General features: G+C 66.3%; 20 protein-coding genes. 9 read left to right on the top strand and 11 right to left on the bottom strand.

Annotated elements, in window-relative coordinates; all coding sequences use genetic code 11:
* Positions 1-12: 12 nt before the first annotated feature.
* Genes FBY20_RS22640 through FBY20_RS22630 form a run of 3 tightly spaced genes read right to left on the bottom strand, consistent with a single transcriptional unit; the run spans position 13 to position 3,751 of the window.
* Entirely contained in the window at positions 13-318 is a 306-nt protein-coding gene (locus FBY20_RS22640; RefSeq protein WP_056324424.1) for a chorismate mutase, read from the bottom strand.
* Between the two features lie 5 nt (positions 319-323).
* A complete protein-coding gene (locus FBY20_RS22635; protein WP_056324422.1) occupies positions 324-2,618 on the bottom strand; it encodes a UvrD-helicase domain-containing protein in 2,295 nt (764 codons plus the stop codon).
* Positions 2,615-3,751: a fatty acid desaturase gene (locus tag FBY20_RS22630; RefSeq protein WP_369818561.1), complete on the bottom strand. Its 1,137-nt coding sequence runs from the start codon at positions 3,749-3,751 to the stop codon at positions 2,615-2,617. The genes FBY20_RS22635 and FBY20_RS22630 overlap by 4 nt, the downstream gene beginning before the upstream one ends.
* Between FBY20_RS22630 and FBY20_RS28155 the strand changes: the two genes are divergently transcribed.
* Complete coding sequence (locus FBY20_RS28155; protein ID WP_370458371.1) at positions 3,671-3,847, top strand: hypothetical protein; 177 nt, start codon at positions 3,671-3,673, stop codon at positions 3,845-3,847. The genes FBY20_RS22630 and FBY20_RS28155 overlap by 81 nt on opposite strands.
* A 343-nt stretch (positions 3,848-4,190) precedes the next feature.
* Positions 4,191-4,571, top strand: coding sequence for a hypothetical protein (locus FBY20_RS22625; protein ID WP_227741253.1), 381 nt, complete (start codon positions 4,191-4,193; stop codon positions 4,569-4,571).
* Here FBY20_RS22625 and FBY20_RS22620 read toward each other — a convergent pair.
* Together FBY20_RS22620 and purN are read right to left on the bottom strand one after the other, a co-directional pair.
* Complete coding sequence (locus FBY20_RS22620; protein WP_142056161.1) at positions 4,555-5,925, bottom strand: RsmB/NOP family class I SAM-dependent RNA methyltransferase; 1,371 nt, start codon at positions 5,923-5,925, stop codon at positions 4,555-4,557. The two genes, FBY20_RS22625 and FBY20_RS22620, sit on opposite strands and share 17 nt — an antisense overlap.
* 925 nt (positions 5,926-6,850) lie before the next feature.
* Positions 6,851-7,507: a phosphoribosylglycinamide formyltransferase gene (gene purN / locus FBY20_RS22615; RefSeq protein WP_174245488.1), complete on the bottom strand. Its 657-nt coding sequence runs from the start codon at positions 7,505-7,507 to the stop codon at positions 6,851-6,853.
* A gap of 158 nt (positions 7,508-7,665) precedes the next feature.
* Here purN and FBY20_RS22610 point away from each other — a divergent pair, with 158 nt between their 5' ends.
* From FBY20_RS22610 to coaBC, 4 genes are all read left to right on the top strand, one after another.
* Positions 7,666-8,631 carry a bifunctional riboflavin kinase/FAD synthetase gene (locus tag FBY20_RS22610; protein WP_063955488.1) on the top strand — a complete coding sequence of 322 codons (966 nt, stop codon included), beginning with the start codon at positions 7,666-7,668 and terminating at the stop codon, positions 8,629-8,631.
* Positions 8,621-11,488: an isoleucine--tRNA ligase gene (ileS, locus tag FBY20_RS22605; RefSeq protein WP_142054715.1), complete on the top strand. Its 2,868-nt coding sequence runs from the start codon at positions 8,621-8,623 to the stop codon at positions 11,486-11,488. Before FBY20_RS22610 ends, ileS begins: the two co-directional genes overlap by 11 nt.
* Before the next feature lie 2 nt (positions 11,489-11,490).
* The gene (gene lspA / locus FBY20_RS22600; RefSeq protein WP_062840705.1) at positions 11,491-12,021 is read left to right on the top strand and encodes a signal peptidase II; all 531 of its coding nucleotides are present in this window, start codon (positions 11,491-11,493) and stop codon (positions 12,019-12,021) included.
* Positions 12,022-12,177: 156 nt separating this feature from the next.
* A complete protein-coding gene (coaBC, locus tag FBY20_RS22595; protein WP_142054713.1) occupies positions 12,178-13,371 on the top strand; it encodes a bifunctional phosphopantothenoylcysteine decarboxylase/phosphopantothenate--cysteine ligase CoaBC in 1,194 nt (397 codons plus the stop codon).
* A 161-nt stretch (positions 13,372-13,532) separates the two neighbouring features.
* Here the strand turns inward: coaBC and FBY20_RS22590 are convergent, their stop codons facing one another.
* From FBY20_RS22590 to FBY20_RS22565, 6 genes are all read right to left on the bottom strand, one after another.
* Positions 13,533-14,522 carry a tripartite tricarboxylate transporter substrate binding protein gene (locus tag FBY20_RS22590; RefSeq protein WP_142054711.1) on the bottom strand — a complete coding sequence of 330 codons (990 nt, stop codon included), beginning with the start codon at positions 14,520-14,522 and terminating at the stop codon, positions 13,533-13,535.
* A 114-nt stretch (positions 14,523-14,636) separates the two neighbouring features.
* Positions 14,637-15,326, bottom strand: coding sequence for an AroM family protein (locus FBY20_RS22585; protein ID WP_142054709.1), 690 nt, complete (start codon positions 15,324-15,326; stop codon positions 14,637-14,639).
* Complete coding sequence (locus tag FBY20_RS22580) at positions 15,323-16,252, bottom strand: DUF1177 domain-containing protein (protein WP_142054707.1); 930 nt, start codon at positions 16,250-16,252, stop codon at positions 15,323-15,325. The genes FBY20_RS22585 and FBY20_RS22580 overlap by 4 nt, the downstream gene beginning before the upstream one ends.
* Positions 16,249-16,953 (bottom strand): dipeptidase PepE, encoded by a 705-nt coding sequence (pepE, locus tag FBY20_RS22575; protein ID WP_063955477.1) that lies wholly within the window; start codon positions 16,951-16,953, stop codon positions 16,249-16,251. The genes FBY20_RS22580 and pepE overlap by 4 nt, the downstream gene beginning before the upstream one ends.
* Before the next feature lie 71 nt (positions 16,954-17,024).
* On the bottom strand, positions 17,025-17,792 hold the full coding sequence (locus FBY20_RS22570; RefSeq protein WP_056324387.1) for an IclR family transcriptional regulator: 768 nt from the start codon (positions 17,790-17,792) through the stop codon (positions 17,025-17,027).
* A 145-nt stretch (positions 17,793-17,937) separates the two neighbouring features.
* Positions 17,938-18,978, bottom strand: coding sequence for a metal-dependent hydrolase (locus FBY20_RS22565; protein WP_056324384.1), 1,041 nt, complete (start codon positions 18,976-18,978; stop codon positions 17,938-17,940).
* Positions 18,979-19,085: 107 nt separating this feature from the next.
* On the opposite strand from FBY20_RS22565, the gene FBY20_RS22560 reads away from it, so the two are divergent.
* The 3 genes from FBY20_RS22560 (at position 19,086) to FBY20_RS22550 (ending at position 21,021) form a co-directional block, all read left to right on the top strand.
* Positions 19,086-19,724, top strand: coding sequence for a DedA family protein (locus FBY20_RS22560; RefSeq protein WP_062840698.1), 639 nt, complete (start codon positions 19,086-19,088; stop codon positions 19,722-19,724).
* Between the two features lie 13 nt (positions 19,725-19,737).
* Complete coding sequence (locus FBY20_RS22555; RefSeq protein ID WP_142054705.1) at positions 19,738-20,289, top strand: hypothetical protein; 552 nt, start codon at positions 19,738-19,740, stop codon at positions 20,287-20,289.
* Between the two features lie 81 nt (positions 20,290-20,370).
* A complete protein-coding gene (locus FBY20_RS22550; RefSeq protein ID WP_142056159.1) occupies positions 20,371-21,021 on the top strand; it encodes a dUTPase in 651 nt (216 codons plus the stop codon).
* Positions 21,022-21,365 lie beyond the last annotated feature (344 nt).

The raw sequence follows: 21,365 nt of genomic DNA, 5'->3' as shown, positions 1-21,365 counted from the left end.
GCGCGCCGGCGGTCACGAGTAAGGACGCTCGCGCAGGCGGGTGTGGTTGTCGATCACGGTGTCGATCACTTCGCGCAGGATGGTCTCGGCCAGATCGGGCGGCACGCCGGCTTCCAGGGCCAGGCGCCGGATGCGCTCGACCTGCTGGGCCTCGCGCCTGGGGTCCACCAGATCCATCCCGTGGTTGGTTTTCAGTTCGCCGATCATGTCCGTGCAACGGAACCGCACACCCAGCAGCAGCATGATCTGCTGGTCGATCTCGTCGACTTCGGCGCGCAGGGACGCCAGCTCGGCTTTGGGGGAATCGTTGTTGGCCATATGTGTCAACCCTGAACAATGTCGAGCTTGGCGATGCCAAGCGCCAAGGTTTTGGCGCCGACATCGCGGAAGTGGATTTCCGCCTGGGCGTCCTGTCCCGCGCCGCTCAGGCCGATGATCGTGCCGTCGCCGAAACGCGCGTGACGCACACCCTGCCCCACACGATACTGCTTGTCGCCCACCGTGACGCCGGTAGCGACACCGCGGGGTTGACGCGGCGCAATGGTGTTGGTCGGCTTGCGGCCAAAGGCATCGCCGCGGTTGCCGCCGCCCCACCCTGCACCCGTCGCGCTGACCGGGGCCAGTCCGGCCTTGGGGGTCAGCCACTTCAGGTGCTGCTCGGGAATTTCATCCAGAAAGCGCGAGCGCATGGCGTATCGCGTCTGGCCATGCAGCATCCGGCTTTGCGCCAGGCTGATGTACAGGCGCTGCCGCGCGCGCGTGATCGCCACGTACATGAGGCGGCGTTCTTCTTCCAGGCCGGCCGGCTCGAGGATGCTGTTCTCGTGCGGGAACAGCCCTTCCTCCAGGCCGGTGATGAACACGGCGTCGAATTCCAGGCCCTTGGCAGCATGCACCGTCATGAGCTGGACGGCATCCTGGCCTTGCTGGGCCTGGTTGTCGCCGGCCTCGAGCGCCGCATGCGACAGGAACGCGGCCAGGGGCGTCAGGTTGTCGCCTGCAACCGCCGGCGCGTCCACCACACCCGGCATGAGCGTGGAGGACGTGTCACCGTCCGGCACCTGGCCGGCGGGCATGCCGTCGTAGTTTTCCTCGGACGCAAACACCGCCGCGGCCGTGATGAGTTCGTTCAGGTTTTCCAGCCGTTCGGCGCCTTCGCGCTCGGCCTTGTAGTGGGCGTTCAGGCCGCTGGCCTCGAGCATGTGCTCGACCATTTCGGGCAGCGGCAGCTCGCGGGTTTCTTCGATGAGCCGATGAATCAGCTGCGCGAACTGGGCCAGATTGGATCCGCCCTTGCCCGCAACCCGCGCTACCGCGCCATACAGGCTGGTGTCGTGCTCGCGCGCGGCATCGGCCAGCTGTTCGAGCGTGCGTGCCCCGATCCCGCGCGTCGGGAAATTGACCACCCGCATCCACGACGTATCGTCGTGCGGATTGGCCATCAGGCGCAGGTAGGCCAGCGCGTGCTTGATTTCCTGGCGCTCAAAAAAGCGCAGGCCGCCATACACCTTGTACGGGATGCCGGCCGAGAAAATGGCGTGCTCGATGACGCGCGACTGCGCGTTGCTGCGATACAGCACGGCGATTTCCCGGCGGTCGCTGCCTTCGTGGATGAGGGAACGGATCTCGTCCACGATCCACTGCGCTTCCATGCCATCGGACGGCTGCTCGATGACGCGCACCGGTTCGCCCTCGCCCTGGTCGGTCCAGAGATTCTTGCCCAGGCGTCCCGAGTTGTGGCCGATGAGCGCGTTGGCCGAATCCAGGATATGACCGTACGAGCGGTAGTTCTGCTCCAGGCGGATCACGGTGCCATGCGCATAGTCGCGCTCGAAGTCGGCCATGTTGCCGACGTTGGCGCCGCGGAAGGCATAGATGGACTGGTCGTCGTCGCCCACGGCGAAGATGGCCGCGCCACCGCCCGCCAGCAGGCGAAGCCACTTGTACTGCAGCGTGTTGGTGTCCTGGAACTCGTCGACGAGGATGTGGCGGAACCGGCGCTGGTAGTGCTCGCGCACGGGCGCGTTGCGCGACAGCAGCTCATAGGCGCGCAACAGCAGCTCGGCAAAGTCGACCACGCCTTCGCGTTGGCACTGCGCTTCGTAGAGCTGGTAGATCTCGATCAGGCGGCGGCGGTGCGCGTCGTATGCTTCGACGTCGGCGGGGCGCAGCCCCTCTTCCTTGGCGCCGTTGATGAAGCGCTGCACATCGCGGGGCGGGTACTTTTCGTCGTCCACGCCGTTGGCCTTCATGAGGCGCTTGATGGCCGCAAGCTGGTCCGTGACGTCCAGGATCTGAAAGCTCTGCGGCAGGCCTGCGTCGCGGTGATGCGCGCGCAGCATGCGGTTGCAAAGGCCGTGGAACGTGCCGATCCAGAGGCCGCGCGTATCGATCGGCAGGATGGCCGACATGCGCGCCAGCATCTCGCGGGCTGCCTTGTTGGTGAACGTGACCGCCAGAAGCCCAAAAGGCGAAGCCTGGCCGGTTTGAATCAGCCAGGCCATGCGGGTGGTGAGCACCCGGGTCTTGCCGCTGCCCGCCCCGGCCAAGACCAGGGCGTGCTGCGGTTCTAACGTTACTGCGGCGCGTTGTTCAGGATTGAGCTTCTCTAGCATCATGCCGCGTAGCGGCGCAGATGTTGAGCGAACTGCTCAAGCCCAGCGATGCCGCTTTGCTGGGCGCGCTGGCACCAGGCCTGCAGGTCATGAAGAAGTTGTTCGCTGCTGGCGCTGGAGCTTTCCCAGATGCGGCCGAGTTCACGGCGCATCTGCACCAGCGTCGACAGCGACTTGTTCTGGGCAATGGCCTTGTCCACGGCAGCCAGTTGCTCGGGCTGCAGGATTTCTTCGTTGCGATGGATGGCACGGCGCACGCTGTGCAGCTTGGTGTAGCCGCATTCGGCGTTGCCTTCCTGGCGCGAGGCCTTCAGCTTGGCCAGCTCTTCGCGGGCGGCGCTCTTGATCACGTCCGCATAGCGGGCCATGACTTCGTAGCGGTGCGTGATCACGCCTTGCAGCGTGCGCAGGTCGATGCCCGTGCGGGAGTCGTCCAGCTTGAGCTTGGGCGCAACCTTCTTGATCTTGGCCAGGCCGAAGAACTTCAGGATGTTGATGTAGCACCAGCCGATGTCGAACTCATACCACTTGGCCGAGAACTTGGCGGACGTGCCGTGGGCATGGTGGTTGTTGTGCAGCTCTTCGCCGCCGATCACGATGCCCCACGGGAACACGTTGGTGCTGGTGTCCGGGCTGTTGTAGTTGCGGTAGCCCCAGAAGTGGCCGATGCCGTTGACGACGCCGGCGGCCCAGAAGGGAATCCAGGCCATCTGGACAGCCCAGACGGTGACGCCGATGGCGCCGAACAGGGCGATGTCGATGGCGAGCATGGTCAGCACGCCCCACAGGCTGTGCTTGCTGTAGACGTTGCGCTCGAGCCAGTCGTCAGGCGTGCCGTGACCGAACTTGGCCATGGTTTCCTTGTTGTTCGACTCTTCGCGGTACAGCTCCGCGCCGCGGAACAGCACCTTCCAGATGCCGAACAGCATGGGCGAGTGCGGGTCACCTTCTTTTTCGCATTTGGCGTGATGCTTGCGGTGAATGGCCACCCATTCCTTGGTGACCATGCCGGTCGTCATCCAGAGCCAGAAGCGGAAGAAGTGCATGACAGCCGGATGAAGATCCAGACCGCGGTGCGCTTGGCTGCGATGGAGAAAAACCGTGACCGCAACAATCGTGATGTGCGTCACGACCAAAGTGAAAACGACGATCTGCCACCAAGTCGCTTGGGTCAGGCCGCCGGCAATGAAGGAGAGGATGTAATCCATAAAGCTGTTATGAGCCTCGCATGAGAAGTGGCTGAAAGTTTAGCTTACCTTAGCCGTCTGATGACAATCTAGTTTCAAAATAGTTATTGAGAGAAATCAAGGACTAAGCCGCGGTTTTGACCAAAAAAGCCGCGCTCGCGGCGCTTTGGGCGCACGCAGAGCCTTCAACGGCGCCATTCCGGTGTCCACGCCCCCCCGAGAGGGAGAGCTGCGACTTTCGCAACGGCACCGGGTTTTGGCTACATTTGGCGATTAAAGTTCCAGTCAGGCAAGCCAGCCGTCTTGAAGACGCCACGATAGCCGGGCACACTGCCCGCCGTCGCGCCCCAAAACTGTCTCTTTTGTCCCACTAATGTCCCTGAATCCAATGCGTCACCGTTTTTTCATCGCCCTCGCCACGCTTGGCGTGGGGTTTTCGGCCTCTGCCCAGGCGCAAACGCTGAAGTCCGGAGACGTTGCCGTCCTGGCCTCTTACTATGAGATTCGTGGGTCGGACTGCCTGGCGTTGCGGGCGCCGCGCGTCGCGATCACCCAGATGCCGACGCTGGGCAAGGCCAGCATCCTGCAGACGCGCGGACAATCCAACGATTCCGGGCGCTGCGCCTACAAGTCGGTGCCGGTGGCGCAGGTGGTCTACCAGGCCGACCGGCCGGGCTCCGACACCCTGTCCTGGGAAGTGAAGTACCAGAACAAGACGATCGGAACCCGCCGCTACAGCGCGACGGTAGGCGTCACGCCGGGTCCTTGACGCCGGCTTCCTCCTGCAAGGCCGTTTCGGCGCCGGCTTCCTCGGCGGCCACCGGCTCGGCAAACTCCGACTCCTTGGCGTCTTCGGCGCTCTCCGAAGCTTCAGCGGCACCGGTAGCCGCTGCCTTCTTCTTGCGCTCGAACACGGCGGCAAAGAACCCGTCGGTGCCGTGCACGTCCGGGCGCAACTGCACGTAAGGACCTTCCAGCTTCAGGGTCTCGCACCGCGCGCCCAGGATTTCGGCGGCGTCCACGCGTTCGAAATCCGGGTGGCTGGCGAGAAACCGGTCGGCCTGGACTTCGTTCTCTTCGGCCAGCAGGCTGCACGTGGCGTAGACCAGACGCCCGCCGGGCGCGACGCAGCGCGCCGCGCTGTTCAGGATGCGCTCTTGAAGCTGACCCAGTTCAGCCAGCGCCTCGGGGTGCTGACGCCATTTCAGGTCCGGATTGCGGCGCAGGGTGCCGATGCCGCTGCAGGGCGCATCGACCAGCACGCGTTGCGCCTTGCCAGCCAGGCGCTTCACGCGCGCATCGTTTTCATTGTCGATCACCACCGGCACGACATTCGACAGGCCGCTGCGCGCAAAACGCGGCTTGGCGCGCGCCAGCCGGGCCGCCGAGACGTCAAAGGCGTACAAACGGCCGGTCGAACGCATCAGCGCGCCCAGAAGCAGCGTCTTGCCGCCCGCGCCCGCGCAGAAATCGATGATCATCTCACCGCGCCGGGGAGCGACCAGGAGCGCGAGCAACTGGCTGCCTTCGTCCTGGACTTCGATGCTGCCGTTCTCGAATTGGGGCCACCGGTTGATGGCGGGCCGCCCTTGCATGCGGATGCCCCACGGCGAAAAAGGCATCGCCGTCGGCTCATAGCGGCCCGCGCTTTGCTGCAGTTCGGCCAGCATGGCGTCGCGCTCGGTCTTGAGCGGGTTCACGCGCAAGTCCAGGCTGGCCTGACGGTTCAAGGCCTCGACCAGCGTGTCCGGGCTTTCCATGGCGCTCAGGCGCTCGTCCAGCCAATCGGGAATGCTGCCGCGCACGGCGCGGGGCAAGGTCGCCACGTCGATGCGCGACACGCGCTGCAGCCATTCGGCTTCGGCAGCGTCCATGCCCTCTTGCAGGGGTTCTGCGCCCACCGTGGCATTCAGTCCCAGAATGGCCAGGCGGCGCGAAGCGGGGCCGACGCCGCTTTCCGCGTACTGGCGGTAGCGTCGAAGGTGACGCAGCACGTCATAAACGGCCTCTGCGACTTCGGAGCGGTCGCGCGCGCCCAGGTTCGGGTGGTGGCGCAGCCAGTGCGACAGCGCAGCGTCGGCCGGATAAGTCCATTGCAGGATCTCGCCCAGTACGCGTTGCACCTGGTCGATGCGGATGGCGCCGTGCGAGAGGCGCGGGCGGTTGGATTGGGGCTTTTGCGGGGCGTGATCGCCGCCACGGTGTTCGCCACGTTGACCGCTGGAGGCACGGGAATCGAAGGAACGGGAATCCGGGCGGCCCTGCCCTTCGCGGCGGTCCTGTCCATACGAACCGCGGTCGCCACCACGGCCTTCGCCGCGCTGTCCGCCGAACGACGAGCGCGAATCTGGGCGGCCCTGGCCTTCGCGGCGGTCCTGGCCGTACGAATTGCGGTCGCCACCGCGGCCTTCGCCACGCGGGCCGCCGAAAGACGCGCGGGAATCCGGACGGCCCTGGCCGTCGCGCCGATCTTGGCCGTACGAATTGCGGTCGCCACCGCGGCCTTCGCCACGCGGGCCGCCGAAAGACGCGCGGGAATCCGGACGGCCTTGGCCTTCGCGGCGATCCTGGCCGTACGAATTGCGGTCGCCACCGCGTCCTTCGCCGCGCGGCCCGCCGAAGGACGAGCGCGAATCCGGGCGGCCCTGGCCTTCGCGGCGATCCTGGCTGTATGAATTGCGGTCGCCGCCGCGGCCTTCGCCACGCTGCCCGCCGAAGGACGAGCGCGAATCCGGGCGGCCCTGGCCTTCGCGGCGATCCTGGCCGTACGAATTGCGGTCGCCACCGCGGGCTTCGCCGCGCTCCTGGCCATAGCCGCCGCGATCGCCACCGCGATCGTCACGGGCGCGGTCGCCGGATTCGGACCGGTCGCGGGGCGCCGGTTTGCGGGCGTCGCCCTTGGGGCGGGAGAAGAAGGATCGGCCGTCGCGGCCTTCCGTGGCGGCGCCGAAGGAGCCGGCCAGCCGGGAACGCGGGGATTGGGGTTTGGTCATGGTGTAGTCCAGTGGGGCGCAGGCGCTCGCGCCCGATAAATGCTTTTCAGGCCGTTCAGACGGCCGGCGTCCAGGAAAAAAGGCGCACGGGGTCGCCCTGGACGGCCACGCGGTGATCGTTTGTCAGGGTAACCCGGCCTTCGGCCAGCCAGCGAACGGCAGCCGGAAAAGCCTGGTGTTCGACGGCCAGCACGCGCTCGGCCAGCAACTCCGGGGTGTCGCCGGCCAGGACCGGCACGCAACCCTGGGCAATGATGGGGCCGTGGTCCAGGACCGGCGTGACGAAGTGCACGGTACAGCCATGCACGCGCACGCCCGTCGCCAGGGCCTGGGCGTGCGTATGCAGCCCCGGAAACGCGGGCAGCAAGGAAGGATGGATGTTGACCAGGCGGCCGGCGTAGTGATTCACGAAACCGGGCGTGAGCACCCGCATGAATCCAGCCAGGATGACGTAGTCGGGCTCGTACCGGTCGATTTCGGCGGCCAGCGCGGTGTCGAAGGCTTCGCGGCTGGCGTAGTCCTTGTGATACAGGGCGGCCGTGGGGATACCCTGGCCGGCAGCCCATTCGAGGCCCGCGGCGTCGGGACGGCTGGCGATGACAGCGGCAATTTCCGCCGGCCAGGATTCGTCGCGGCAGGCCTCGACCAGCGCCTGCATGTTGCTGCCCCGTCCCGAGATCAGGATGACGAGGCGGCGCTTGATAGAAGATATTTCCGGCAAGATGAAGAATTCCAAGGGAAATCGGGCGGGTCCGCCCCCGTGATCCGGCATCGGAAAACGACCCGCGCGCGCAGCGCGGGAGCGCCGGCGCGAGAGGACGCTGGCGGGATACGAACAAACCCGTAATCCAAAATTGTAAACTCTCGCTCGTGAAACCATCGCTGCGTATCTACCGATCCCTGCCCCCGCCCGACCGGCGCGCCCCTTGCGCGCTGACGATCGGCAATTTCGACGGCGTCCATCGCGGCCACCAGGCCATGCTTGCCCGCGTCTGCCAGGTGGCCCGCGAACGCGGTCTCACCCCGGCCGTGATGACCTTCGAGCCGCACCCGCGGGAGTATTTCGCCACCCTGAACCAGCGTCCGGAGTTGGCGCCGACCCGCATTTCCGGGCTGCGCGACAAGCTGGCCGCGCTGGCGCGCTACGGCATCACGCAGGTCGTGGTCGAGCGCTTCAATGCCCGGCTGGCTGAAATGTCGGCCAATGCCTTCATCGAACACCTGCTGGTGCAGGGCTTGCAGACCAAATGGCTGCTGGTGGGCGAGGACTTTCGTTTCGGGCACAAGCGCAGCGGCGACATCGATCTGCTGCGCGAGGCCGGCATGGTGCATGGTTTCGAGGTCCAGACGCTGGCCGATGTCACGGACCGCCAAGGCCACCGCATTTCCAGCTCCGAGGTGCGCACCGCGCTGGCGGTGGGCGACCTGGAGCGCGCCCGTCATCTGCTGGGGCACCCCTTCCATATCAGCGGTCACGTCATCCACGGCCAGAAGCTTGGCCGGACCCTGGGCTATCCGACGATGAACCTGCGGGTGGCCGAAAGATGCGCCGCGCGTTCGGGCATCTACGTGGTGCAGGTTCACGGGTTGGCGGACCGCGCGCTGCCTGCGGTGGCAAGCCTGGGCGTGCGGCCGACGGTCGAGGACCGCGGCAGAGTGCTGCTTGAGTCACACTTGCTCGATGAGACCGTCAACGCATACGGTAAACTCGTACGCGTCGAATTCCTGCAAAAGCTGCGGGACGAAGAAAAATTTCCTGATCTCCCTTCCCTGACTGCCGCCATCGCCGAAGACGCGCGAAACGCGCGCGCCTATTTTGCCGTTCATGGACTATAAAAAGACCCTCAACCTGCCCGATACTCCCTTCCCCATGCGGGGCGACCTCGCCAAGCGCGAGCCCGCCTGGATTGCGCAATGGGAGGAAAACCACGTCTACCAGGCGATCCGTGCGGCCAGCCGCGGCCGGCCCCGCTTCGTCCTGCATGACGGCCCGCCCTATGCGAACGGCGACATTCACATCGGCCACGCGGTCAACAAGATCCTGAAGGACATCATCGTCAAGAGCCGCAACATGGCCGGCTACGACGCGCACTACGTGCCGGGCTGGGATTGCCACGGCATGCCCATCGAGATCCAGATCGAAAAGAAGTACGGCAAGCACCTGCCCGTGGCGGACGTGCAGTCCAAGGCACGGGCCTACGCGCTCGAGCAGATCGACCGCCAGCGCAAGGACTTCAAGCGCCTGGGCGTGCTGGGCGAATGGGATCGTCCGTACATGACGATGAACTACAGCAACGAGGCCGACGAGATCCGCGCCTTGGGCCGTATCCTGGACAAGGGCTATGTATTCCGCGGCCTGAAGCCCGTGAACTGGTGTTTCGACTGCGGTTCGGCGCTTGCCGAGGCCGAGGTGGAATACGCTGATCGCGTGGACCCGGCTGTCGACGTGGCCTTCCCGTTTGCCGAACCCGCCAAACTGGCCAAGGCCTTCGGCCTGGAATCGGTCGAAGACGGCGCCATCGTGATCTGGACGACCACGCCCTGGACCATCCCGTCCAACCAGGCGCTGAACGTGCATCCGGAAATCGAATACGCGCTGGTGCGGGTCACGTCCGAAACCACGCCCAAGTTCGGCCCCCTGCTGCTCATCGCCAAGGAACGCGTCGAAGACTGCCTGAAGTCCTGGGCACTCGAAGGCGAAGTCATCGCCACGGCGCCCGGCCAGGCGCTGTCCGGCATTGAATTCCGCCACCCGCTGGCGCAATTCAATGCGGCCTACGACCGCAAGGCGCCCGTCTACCTGGGCGACTACGTCACGGCCGACTCCGGCACTGGCGTGGTGCACTCGGCGCCTGCCTACGGTATCGAGGACTTCATGTCATGCAAGGAGCACGGCATGAAGGACACCGACTTCATCAGCCCGGTCATGGGCGACGGCAAGTACGTCGACAGCCTGGCGCTCTTTGGCGGCCTGTCGATCTGGGACGCGAATCCCAAGATCGTCGAAGCCCTCAAGGAAGCCGGCGCGCTGATGCACGTCGAAAAGCACAAGCACAGCTACATGCACTGCTGGCGCCACAAGACGCCCATCATCTACCGCGCGACCAGCCAATGGTTCGCCGGCATGGACGTCGCGCCCAAGGACGGCAACCCCACCCTGCGCGAATCGGCGCTGGCCGGCATCGACGCCACGGCGTTCTACCCTGCCTGGGGCCGCGCCCGCCTGCATGCCATGATCGCCAACCGCCCGGACTGGACCCTGTCGCGTCAGCGCCAGTGGGGCGTGCCGATGGCGTTCTTCGTCCACAAGGAAACAGGCGAGCTGCATCCGCGCACGTCCGAGCTGCTTGAACAGGTGGCGCAGCGCGTCGAACAAGGCGGCATCGAGGCCTGGCAGGCGCTCGATCCCCGCGAGCTTCTGGGCGACGAAGCCGACCAGTACGAAAAGAACCGCGACACGCTCGACGTGTGGTTCGATTCGGGCAGCACGCACGCCACGGTGCTGGGCGGCAAGGACGGAGAATTCGCCGGCTCGCACGGCGCCGAACTCGGCTGGCCCGCCGACCTCTACCTGGAAGGCTCGGACCAGCATCGCGGCTGGTTCCATTCGTCGCTGCTGACTGGCTGCATGCTCTACGGCCAGCCGCCCTACAAGGCCCTGCTCACGCACGGCTTCGTGGTGGACGGCCAGGGACGCAAGATGAGCAAGTCGGTCGGCAACGTGATTGCCCCGCAGAAGGTGTCCGATTCCCTGGGCGCCGAAATCCTGCGCCTGTGGGTCGCGTCCACCGATTATTCCGGCGAGCTCTCCATCTCGGACGAAATCCTCAAGCGCGTGGTGGAAGGCTATCGCCGCATCCGCAACACGCTTCGCTTCCTGCTGGCCAACCTGGCCGACTTCGACGCCGTGTCGCAATCGGTGCCCTACGGCGAGCTCTTCGAGATCGACCGCTACGCGCTCGCCATGACGGCGCAGATGCAGGCGGAAGTCCAAGCGAACTACGAGCGCTACGATTTCCATCCGGCCGTCTCGCGCCTGCAGACCTTCTGCTCCGAAGACCTGGGCGCGTTCTATCTGGACATCCTGAAGGACCGCCTGTACACATCCGCGCCGGACAGCCGCGCGCGCCGCTCGGCGCAGACGGCCCTGCTGGATGTGACGCAGACGCTGCTCAAGCTGATGGCGCCCATCCTGTCGTTCACGGCCGAAGAGGCCTGGAAGGAACTGGCGGCTTCGGCCCTGAAGAACCAGGCCGATGCGGCCCGCACGACGATCTTCACCGAGGTCTATCACGTGCTGCCGCCGTTTGCCGACGCCGAGACGCTTACCGCCAAGTGGGCGCGCCTGCGCGCCATCCGCGCCGAGGTCCAGCGCAAGCTGGAAGAAGTGCGCACGGCGGGCGACATCGGTTCGTCGCTGCAAGCCGAGGTCGACCTGTACGCCAACGGCGAAGACCAGCAATTGCTGGCCAGCCTGGGCGACGACCTGCGTTTCGTGCTGATTGTCTCGCGCGCCACCGTGCACGCTGGCGAAGGCGAAACCCGCATCGAGGTCACGCCGTCGGCTCACAAGAAGTGCGAACGCTGCTGGCACTGGCGCCTTGATGTGGGCCAGGACGCCGATCATCCCGAGATCTGCGGCCGCTGCGTGTCCAACCTGTTCGGCTCGGGCGAAGCCCGCGACAAGGCTTGAACATGGCCCGCCCCTCCGAACACGGGGTGACGGACGCCGCCCCCGCCCGCGCCGCGCCGGCGCGCGTGGGCGGCTGGCTGGCGCTGGCCTTGCTGATCATCGTGCTGGACCAGTTGACCAAGATCTACTTCAACACGGCCTTCCAGTACGGCGAGCGCGTCAACATCCTGCCTTTCTTTGACTTCACGCTGGTGTTCAACCGCGGGGCAGCCTTCAGCTTCCTGGCCTCCGAAGAAGGCTGGCAGCGCTGGCTCTTCACCGGCCTGGGTTGCGTGGCAGCGGTGGTCATCGTCTGGATGCTGCGCCGCACGCACGGCCAGCCGCGCTTTTGCCTGGCGCTGACGCTGATCCTGGGCGGCGCCATCGGCAACGTCATCGACCGCGTGGTGTATGGGCACGTGGTGGACTTTCTGCTCTTCTACTGGAACGACTGGCAGTTCCCCGCCTTCAATCTGGCCGACGTCGGCATCACCTGCGGCGCGGTGCTGCTGGTGCTGGACGAACTGCTGCGCGCCCGCAAGCCGCAAGCATGACAAAAGGGGGGCATGTTGCCCCCCTTTCGTTTCCAGCGGTTTTCGTCTGCATTGATGCCCCCTCTAATCCATGACGAACGGCGCGTTGCGGCAATGCAGAATAAAATCCCTTCCAATTCCTCGATTACACGGCGCTGAACCCGCCGCCACGCCCTCATGCTCGATCTCGCCCGCAAACGCATCGTCCTTGGCCTGACCGGGGGCATCGCCTGCTACAAAATCGCCGAGCTGGTGCGGCGCCTGACCGAACAAGGCGCCACGGTGGACGTGGTGATGACCGAGGCGGCCACGCACTTCATCACGCCGGTCACCATGCAGGCGCTGTCGGGCCGCCCCGTGTTCGTGGACGCCTGGGACGCGCGGGTGCCCAACAACATGGCGCACATCGACCTGACGCGCGGCGCGGACGCCGTGCTGATCGCCCCCGCCAGCGCCGACTTCATGGCAAAGGTGGCGCACGGACTGGCCGACGACCTGCTGTCCACGCTGTGTCTGGCGCGTGCCTGTCCGCTGCTGGTGGCGCCAGCCATGAATCGCGAGATGTGGGCCAACCCGGCCACGCAGCGCAACGTCGAGACCCTTCGCGGCGACGGCGTCACGGTGCTGGGACCCGCGGCGGGCGAACAGGCCTGCGGCGAGACCGGCGATGGCCGGATGCTGGAAGCGCATGAGCTCCTGACCGACCTGATCGCCTTCTTTCAGCCCAAGCTGCTTGCCGGCCGCCACGTGCTGCTGACCGCCGGCCCCACGTCCGAACCCGTGGACCCGGTGCGCGTGCTGAGCAACCGGTCATCCGGCAAGACGGGCTACGCGCTGGCGCGCGCCGCGCGCGAAGCCGGCGCCCGCGTCACGCTGATCACTGGCGCGACCTTCCTGCCCATTCCTCGCGGCGTGACCGCCCTGCCCGTCATGACCGCCCGCCAGATGCACGACGCCGTCATGGCCAGCGTGGGCGACGCGGACATCTTCATTGCCGTGGCCGCCGTGGCTGACTGGCGCGTGAAAAACGTCAGCACGCAAAAGCTCAAGAAAACCAGCGAAGGCGGCGCGCCGGTGATGGAATTCGAACCCAATCCGGACATCCTGGCCGAAGTGGCCAAGCTTGAGAACGGTCCGTGGTGCGTCGGCTTTGCCGCCGAAACCGAAAAACTGGCCGAGCATGCTGAAGCCAAGCGCACGCGCAAGGGCATTCCGTTGCTGGTGGGCAATCTGGCGCACAAGGTGATGGACGCCGACACCACAGAGCTGGTGCTGTTCGATGCCCAAGGCACCCACCCGCTGCCGGCCGGCAACAAGCTGGACGCCGCGCGCCGTCTCATCGCCGAAATCGCGGCGCGCATGCCAGCCTGACCGGGGGGTATATCGGATACCCCGGCTTGCATTAAGGCGCGCCGGCTTATCCGGCGCCACGCATCAAAAAAAAACGCCAGTCCCGAAAGGGTCTGGCGTTTTGCTTTATGGCGACTATCGCGACCATGGCGGCTATGGCGACTGAAGCCGCCACCCGCGCGTTACTGCTCCAGGCTGATGTTCGCGGCCTTGACGATGTCCGCCCATTGCTTGCGGTCGTTGTCCAGGAATGCGCTGAACTTCTCGGGCGTCATGCCGGTGACGGGCTCCGAACCCAGGCCCGCCATCTTCTCGACGAGTGCCGGTTGCTTCAGCACGTCCTGCAGCGCGGCGTAATAGGCGGCCAGCACGTCCGCGGGCAGACCGGCGGGCGCGAAGACACCTTGCCACGTCGGCATGTCAAAGCCCTTCAGGCCTTGCTCGTCCAGCGTCGGCACGTTGGGCAACTGGGCGGCGCGCTTGATCGAGGCGACGGCAATCGCCTTGACCTTGCCTTGCGAAGCCAGCGGCGCGGCGGTCGAGATGTTGTCCATCGTCATGGCGATGTGGCCGCCGAGCAGGTCGGTGATGACCGGCGCGGCGCCGCGGTAGGCGGCGTGCGGCACTTTCACGCCCAGCTTGTACAGCATGGTCTCGGCGATCAGGTGGTTCGAGATGCCCACGCCCGCGGTGCCGTAAGTGGCCGTCGGCGTCTTCTGGAAGTATTCCTTCAGTTCGGCCAGGTTATTGGCGGGCACGTCCTTGTTGACGATGACCACATTGGGCTGCACGGCAGCCAGCGTGATGGGCGTGAAGTCGGTGGGCTTGTAGTTCGTGCCCTTGGGGTTCAGGACATGGGTGATGGCCATGGAACCGGCGGCGGCGATGCCGATGGTGTAGCCGTCGGCGGGCGCCTGGCTCAGGCGGTACGCCATGATGTTGCCGCCGGCGCCGGCCAGGTTCTCGACCACGACGGGTTGACCCAGGCGGGCCGACAGCGGCTCGGCCAGCAGGCGGGCCAGCGTGTCGGCCGAACCGCCCGGCGCAAAGCCCACGAGCAGGCGCACGGGTTTGACAGGCTTCCAGGCGTCGGCGGCATGGGCCGGGGCAGCCGAGAGCGCGGCAACGGCGAACAGTGCGCCAGCGGCGCGGTGCAGGGTACGGCTGATCATGAAAAAAACTCCCAACAGTTGATTGACGAAGTCGGCTTCGTCTCCTCTCGCCGCTCGCCCGAAGCGGCCGCGCGAGTCCGTGCGGCCAGAGCTTCGGGATTACGTCCGGCGGCGTTATTCCAGTATTTGTGCCAGGGCCTGGGCCACCAGGCGGTTGGACAGCAGCACGGGGCGCCCCGACGCATGCGCCACGGCATCGCGCATGCGCTGCGCGTAGCCCATGCAATGCATGACGATCAGGTCGCAGGACGCCAGTTCGCGCCCGGCTGCCTCGAAGTTGCGGGCGGCCTGCTGCGCGTCGGCCTCGTAGGGCGTGGCGTGCACGACCTGCGTTTCGCATTCCAGCGGCACGGCCATGTGAAAGGCGTCGACCTGGGCCTCAAGCGGAACGACCAGCCCGACCTTGCGGCAGTGCTGCGCAAGGCCAGCAACAAGGTGGTCCACGACCTGCTGCGGCTCCACCACCAGCGTGCGCATGGGCGCGATGGCCGTGCCGGTGCACAGCGGCACCAGCACGTCGTACCCCTGCCCGTCGGCCTCTCGCATCACGTGCGCCAGCCGGGCCTCGGCGGCCGCGGCGTCCAGTTCGATCTGGGAACCGTCGCGCAGGCGCGTGGCAAAGCGGTATTCGCGGGGCCGCGGCGCCAGCGCGGCCAGCCCCGCAGCGTCCAGGCCGTCCAGCGCGCCGAACTCGTCGATGCGCACGTGGGCGCCCAGCACGGGCGCCATCTCGGGCACGACGTCGCTGCGCGGAGATTGACCGATCGTGAAGAACGCGACGCGGCGCGGTGTGCGGGCGCTCATTGCGCGGCTCCGTCTTCGCGGCCCACGGTCTGCAAGTGCGCCATCGAGCCATAGCGGGCCTGCAGCGCGTGCCACTCGGCGTCGTCGAAGAAGGTCATGGCGCGCTGGCCGTACAACTTGGCGATCTCGATGCAGAAGCGCATGGCGACGTCCGCGTCCACGGCGTTGGTCACGCCCGTGGCGCAACCGGGCACGGTGGTCTGCGCGGTCAACGCCACGCCGACGACCGGCGCGTCCGTGACGATAGCCGGCTGCATCAGCGAATTGACGTGCCACAAGCCGTTTTCGTAGGGCGTGATGTCCTGGGTGGTCAACGGCAGCGTGACCGGCAGCTCGCCGCTAACCCAGCCCATGACGTCAAGCATGGTTTCGGGGATGCGCAGCAGGTAGCCCTGCTTGGCCACCGGGGTCAGCGCCACGCCGCGCTTGTTGACCAGGCGGTTGCCGCGCGTGGTGTCCACCGACAGGATCGCGTCCATGCGCGGATCCACTTCGTGCGACATCATCTCGCGCATGGGGAACGGCGAGCGCATCATCGGCACCGGATGATGCGGCCGCGTGCCGGCGCGCGGGCAGATGTGCGTGCGGATGCGGACCGTGCCGGGCAGTACGTCCCCCTGCCGCGCCATCGCCATCAGCTTGAGCGCGGCGGCGATTGCGACGACGGCGCCGTCGCTGTCTGACACCAGGCCCGTCACCGCGGGGCGCGCGCCGATGCCGCCCAAGCGGCCCACGATGCCCAATTGCGGGGCCGAGGCATCCGCGCCGGGAATCACGATGGACAGGAAGTCGGTGGCAAGACCGTCACGCTCCAGGTGCGTGACCTGCACTTCGCAATGGCCGGCGTCGCGCAGCACCTGCGCCACGGACTCGCCCGTGACGTGCGCGGACGACAGCAATTCAATGACGTCGATGACCTGCTTCATGCCGGGATTTCCACGGGGCCGGGACGGAACATGCGCGGTTCCTCGCGCCCCAGGAAGAGCGGCGCATCGTGCGGACCGACCAGCGCGATGTTTTGGCCGCGCACGCGCAGACCGGCGCCTTCGGGCAGGCCGAGCACCGGCATGGCCGGATTCAGCGTGCAGAACTCGGCCAGACGCTGGGCGCGCGTTTCGCCGCGGTGGCCCGGAGGGTGCGCGTTGGTGTAGTGCGGGTTGATCTGGAAGGACAACAGGCCCAGCGCATCAAAGCCTTGCGGGTCGGTGATGGGCATGTCGTTCGTCGTGCAGATGGTGGGACACGTCAGGTTGGAGCCCGCGCTCCAGCCCAGATAGGCCGCACCCGCGCGCACACGCCGCGTCACGACCTCGAGCAGGCCCTGGCGGCGCAGCTGGCCCAGCAGATTGAACGTGTTGCCGCCGCCGACGATGATGACCGACGCGGCCTCCAGCGCGGCAACGGGATCTTCGGCCGTATGCAGGCCCTGGATGGCGAGCCCCGTGTCGGCCAGCGCGGACGAGACCAGCGCCGTGTAGTCGTCCCAGTTGCGCGTGACCCCGGCGTACGGCACGAACACGGCCGGCGCGCCTTGCGGCAGGGATTCGATCAGTTCGCGGATGTCCGGCATGGCGTGCACCAGATAGCCGGCGTCGCTGCTGGAATTGCTGAGGAGCAGAAGATTCATGGAATTCAGAGTCCGAAGGGGTAAGGGTTCTGGGCCCGGCGCATTGCGCCCGGCGCCGTGAATTCAGGCGGTCAGTTCAGCCAGTAGGGATCGTTCAACTCGCGGCCCAGCGCGCCCACCTGCTGCAGGACCGATTCGCGCAGCACGGCCACGCGCGCCTCGTCGGCCTGGAAGGAGACGAACGACAGGCATAGCCCGCGCAGCTCGCCGGTGGCCGGGTCGCGCACGGCGGCGGCCACGGCGCCGATGCCGGGCATGGCCTGGTCGATGGCGACCCCGCAATGGTCGGCGCGCGTCTGGGCCACCAGGCGTGCCAGGTCGCCCACGGTGGCCGGGCAGTCACGCCCTTCGACGGGCAGCGGCTGGGCGGGGTCGGCGCCGTACAGCGCCTCGAATTCGGCATCGGTCAGGCGCGACAGCAGGGCGCGCCCCATCGCGGTGCCGGACGCGGCACGGCGCGAGCCGGGCGGCGACAGTACCTGCACCGGGTGCGAGCCATTCAAGCGTTGCAGCACGACGGTTTCACGCTGGTTGAGCGTGGAGAGATAGGCGGTCAACCCGCTGTCGTCGGACAAGCGGGCCAGCACCCCGCGGCAGGCTTCGTCCAGCGGCGTGGCGGCCATGCCGGCGCGCACCGCCTGCGCCAGCAGCGCGCCGGGGCGGTAGCGGCGCGTGGCCGCGTCCTGGTCGAGCAGGCCGTAGTTCTGCATCTGGTTCAACAGGCGCGACGCCGTGCTTTTGGGCATGGACAGCCGCGCCGCGACCTCCGTGAAGCTCAATTCGGCCGCGCCTTCCGCGTAGAGCGAGAGCACGCGCTGGGCGCCTTCAAGAATACTCATACTTGTTCCACAAAACGGAACCTAAGTTCCTTATTAGAGAACAAGAATAATGCAAGCGATGGAAACAGGTCAATACGGCCCCGGAAAGTAAAAGGCCCCCGCGTTCGCGGAGGCCTTCAAAGGGCGGACGAGTATCCGGCGGGTCTTATTTCGTGGCCAACTCGGACCATTGCGCCAACGGCAAGGGCGGGTGCGCATCCAGGATGCGGCCGAGCACCAGCTTCATTTCATCCCAGCCGCCGCGGTTGGTGGGCCAGACCGACGGTGTGATGGCGTTCCATGCGCCGTCCGGCGCACGCTCGGCCATCTTGAAGCGGAACGTGTAATGCCCTGCCATGCCCATGCGCAGATCCGACACCACCAGCGCGTCGTCGATGACGTCGTAGCGCAGCCAGTCGTCCGTGAACCAGCGCAAGCGTTCATGCAGCGGCACACCGGCCAGGACGCGGCCCGCCTCCAGGTTGAGCGGCAGCCGCACCCATTCCGGCGGATGGCGATCAAAGATGCTGCTGACCGATTCGTAATAGCTGCCATCGCCGCTCTTGGCGATCACGCGCCACACCAGCGTGTTGAACGGCATGGGGATGGCCCGCACCTGTGTAACCGCAATGCCCCGCGCCTGCATCACCTCGTGCACGCGCTGCTCGGCCGCCATCCTGCCTGCCAGCCCGAAGCCCAGATAAGCGGTGCTGAACACCAGCGCCCCCACCAGCACGCGCCGAGCGATGCGGGTCATGCCGGCGATGACCGCAAACACGACGGCAATAAGCAGCGGCACGGTGTACACCGGGTCAATGATGAAGACGGACGACCAGCTCTCCGGCGTCAGCGCCAGCGGCCAGAACAATTGGGTGCCGTATACCGTGAAGGCATCCAGGATGGGGTGTGTGATCAGCACCAGCCATATCGTCAGAAAGAGCCGCCGCCCGCTATAGGGCGCATTGGGCCAGAACTTGCGTATCAGCCACGCCAGCAACATCGCCAGTCCGGTCAGCACGAACACGGAATGCGAAAAGCCCCGGTGATACGTCATGAGCGACACCGGATCCGGGTAGCGCATCAGGACGTCCAGATCCGGCAGGGTGGCCAGCGCCGCGCCATATACAAGGGCGCGTCTGCCCTGCACGCGCCCCAGCATGGCGCCCTGGATGCCGGCGCCCAGCACCGCTTGTGTAACTGAATCCATGTTTCTCCAACGTCGAGCGTTCCACCAAAAGGCCTACCCGCGATACGGCTGGCCCTGCAGGCGTTAACATACCCGATTGCGTTCAGCTAATTTTCAACTTTGCATTCATGGATGAATACATCACTCAGATCGGCCAGTTCATCGAGGCCAACCAGGCGTGGGCCGGACCGATCACATTCCTCCTCACGATGGGCGAGTCCATGGTGCTCCTGGGACTGTTCATTCCCGCCACCGCGCTGCTGCTGCTCACGGGCGGCCTCATCGGCTCCGGCACGCTTGCGCCCTGGGGCGTGATCGCCTGGGGCATCGCGGGCGCCATCGTGGGCGACGCACTGTCGTACTACTTGGGGCGCTGGGCGGGCCCGAGCGTGCTGCGGCGCTGGCCGCTCAAGCAGCAGCGCACCGGCGTGGCCCGGGCGCGCCTGTTCTTCTACCGCTACGGCTTTGCGTCCGTGCTGATCGGCCGGTTCCTGGGCCCCATCCGCTCCACGATTCCCACGGTGGCGGGCGTGATGGGCATGGCGCACAGCCGCTTCCAGATGGCCAACGTGCTGTCGGCCGTGCTGTGGATGCCGCTGATGCTGGCGCCCGGCTACATCACCGCGCGCAGCCTGGGCACAGCGGAAAACGCGCAGCAAATTGCCATGATGATCGGCGCAGGGCTGTCGGTTTTGCTAGGATGCGGGCTTCTCCTCGCCATGGTGCGCAAGCGCCGCCAACCGGTGCGTGTGCGGCGGGGCAATTGATCCGGAGAGCGTCATGGCCATCGATGCCGAGCCCAAGAACGGCGATTTCGCGCGCTATATCGAAGAGTTGACCAGCGCCGGCGGCGCCTCGCCCGGCCGCATCGCAAGCCGGCGCGACGCCCGCAGGCAAACGTCCCCGGTGACCGTGTCCACGCCCGTGGCGGCGTCGCCCTCTCCCACCCCGGCTTCGCTGTCGGAAGCCCCGTGGGGCAATACGGCTTCGTCCGTCCCGCGGTCGCGCTCTGCGTCCCAAGCGCCTTTGGCGACGGGGCCGGGCCAGCCCGACGAAGCCAACATCACCCTCGCCCGGCAGGCGGGACGGCGCAAGCTCGGCGTCGTGCTGACCGTGGCCGGCATCATGGCGGGCTGGGCCGCCGCCAACATCGCCTTCCGCGCGCTGCACAGCCCCCAGTTCGAACTGGATGAGCTGATGCCCGCCCTATTCCTGGCGTTCTTTGCCTTCATGCTGTTCAAGGCAGCCCGCGGCGCCCGCAATCCCCGCAAGACGCCCCTGAACAAGTTGCCGCCCCTGACGCCTTCCTCGTATCGCAAGGACGGCGCCTGACGCGCCCGCGGGCGTTGGTGCTAACATTTCCGGCCATTGAACCTGCCCCACCCCGGAGTGAAAGTGAACAACGTAGTCGGATTGAACCAGGCCCAGGCGGCCACGATGCTGAAGCTGCAAGGCCACCTGAACAGCATGATCAATCCGGACTGGGTTAATGGCGGCGCCCGCTTCCTGCGCGCCGCCTTCGTCGAGTCGGCCGAAGCGCTGGAACACTACGGCTGGAAGTGGTGGAAGAAGCAAACCATCGACCTGCCCCAGGTCCAGATGGAACTGGTCGACATCCTGCACTTTTACCTGTCGCACACGATCGTTCAATCGGCGGGCGACGTGGAGACCGCCGCGCGCGCGCTGGTCGCTGACCTGGCCTCGCCCGCCACCGTCACGCTGGACGGCAAGTCCCATGACCTCGCCGCCCTGAACGTGCCGGAATTGCTCGAGCTGATCGGCGGCTTGGCGGTATGCGGCCGCGCCAGCTTCAAGGTCCTGGAGCAGACCATGACCGCGTGCGACATGACCTGGAACGACGCCTACACGCAGTACGTGTCCAAGAACGTGCTCAACATCTTCCGCCAGCAGCACGGCTACAAGGAAGGCACGTACATCAAGATCTGGAACGGCGAGGAAGACAACGTCGTGCTGGCGCGCCTGCTGTCGCAGCAGGATCCCGCCAGCGCGGACTTTGCCGAGATCCTGCATCGCGAACTGGAAGCGGCCTACGCGCGGCTGTAAGCCGCTGCTGCCCTCTTAAAGACCCCGCGGCCAAGCTTTAGCCAAATGCCGCCTTCCTGCGCCGAGGAATAGTAGGCGCCTAGTGCCGTACATGGCCCCCTCGCACTCGGCACTTCCCCATTACTTCGAACCTTGGGGAAGCGTCGCGCCTGGCCTGCCTCGGTGTGGGAATAAAAAAACGAACCGATGTCAGCCTCCGACCTCTACGTGGGAGGCCGGGAGCTCCAGGCACGGCCGAATCCAAAGCCCCCGCATTTGAGCGCAGTTTAGATATCCTCTGATTTCCTTCCATGGTCCCTGGCAATACAAGTGACGTTTGACACTTGATTGACTCCCATGGAAGA

It is taken from the genome of Achromobacter sp. SLBN-14 (genome assembly GCF_006715415.1).
GTDB lineage: Bacteria > Pseudomonadota > Gammaproteobacteria > Burkholderiales > Burkholderiaceae_B > Achromobacter > Achromobacter mucicolens.
This window is presented reverse-complemented; position numbering and strand designations above follow the sequence as displayed.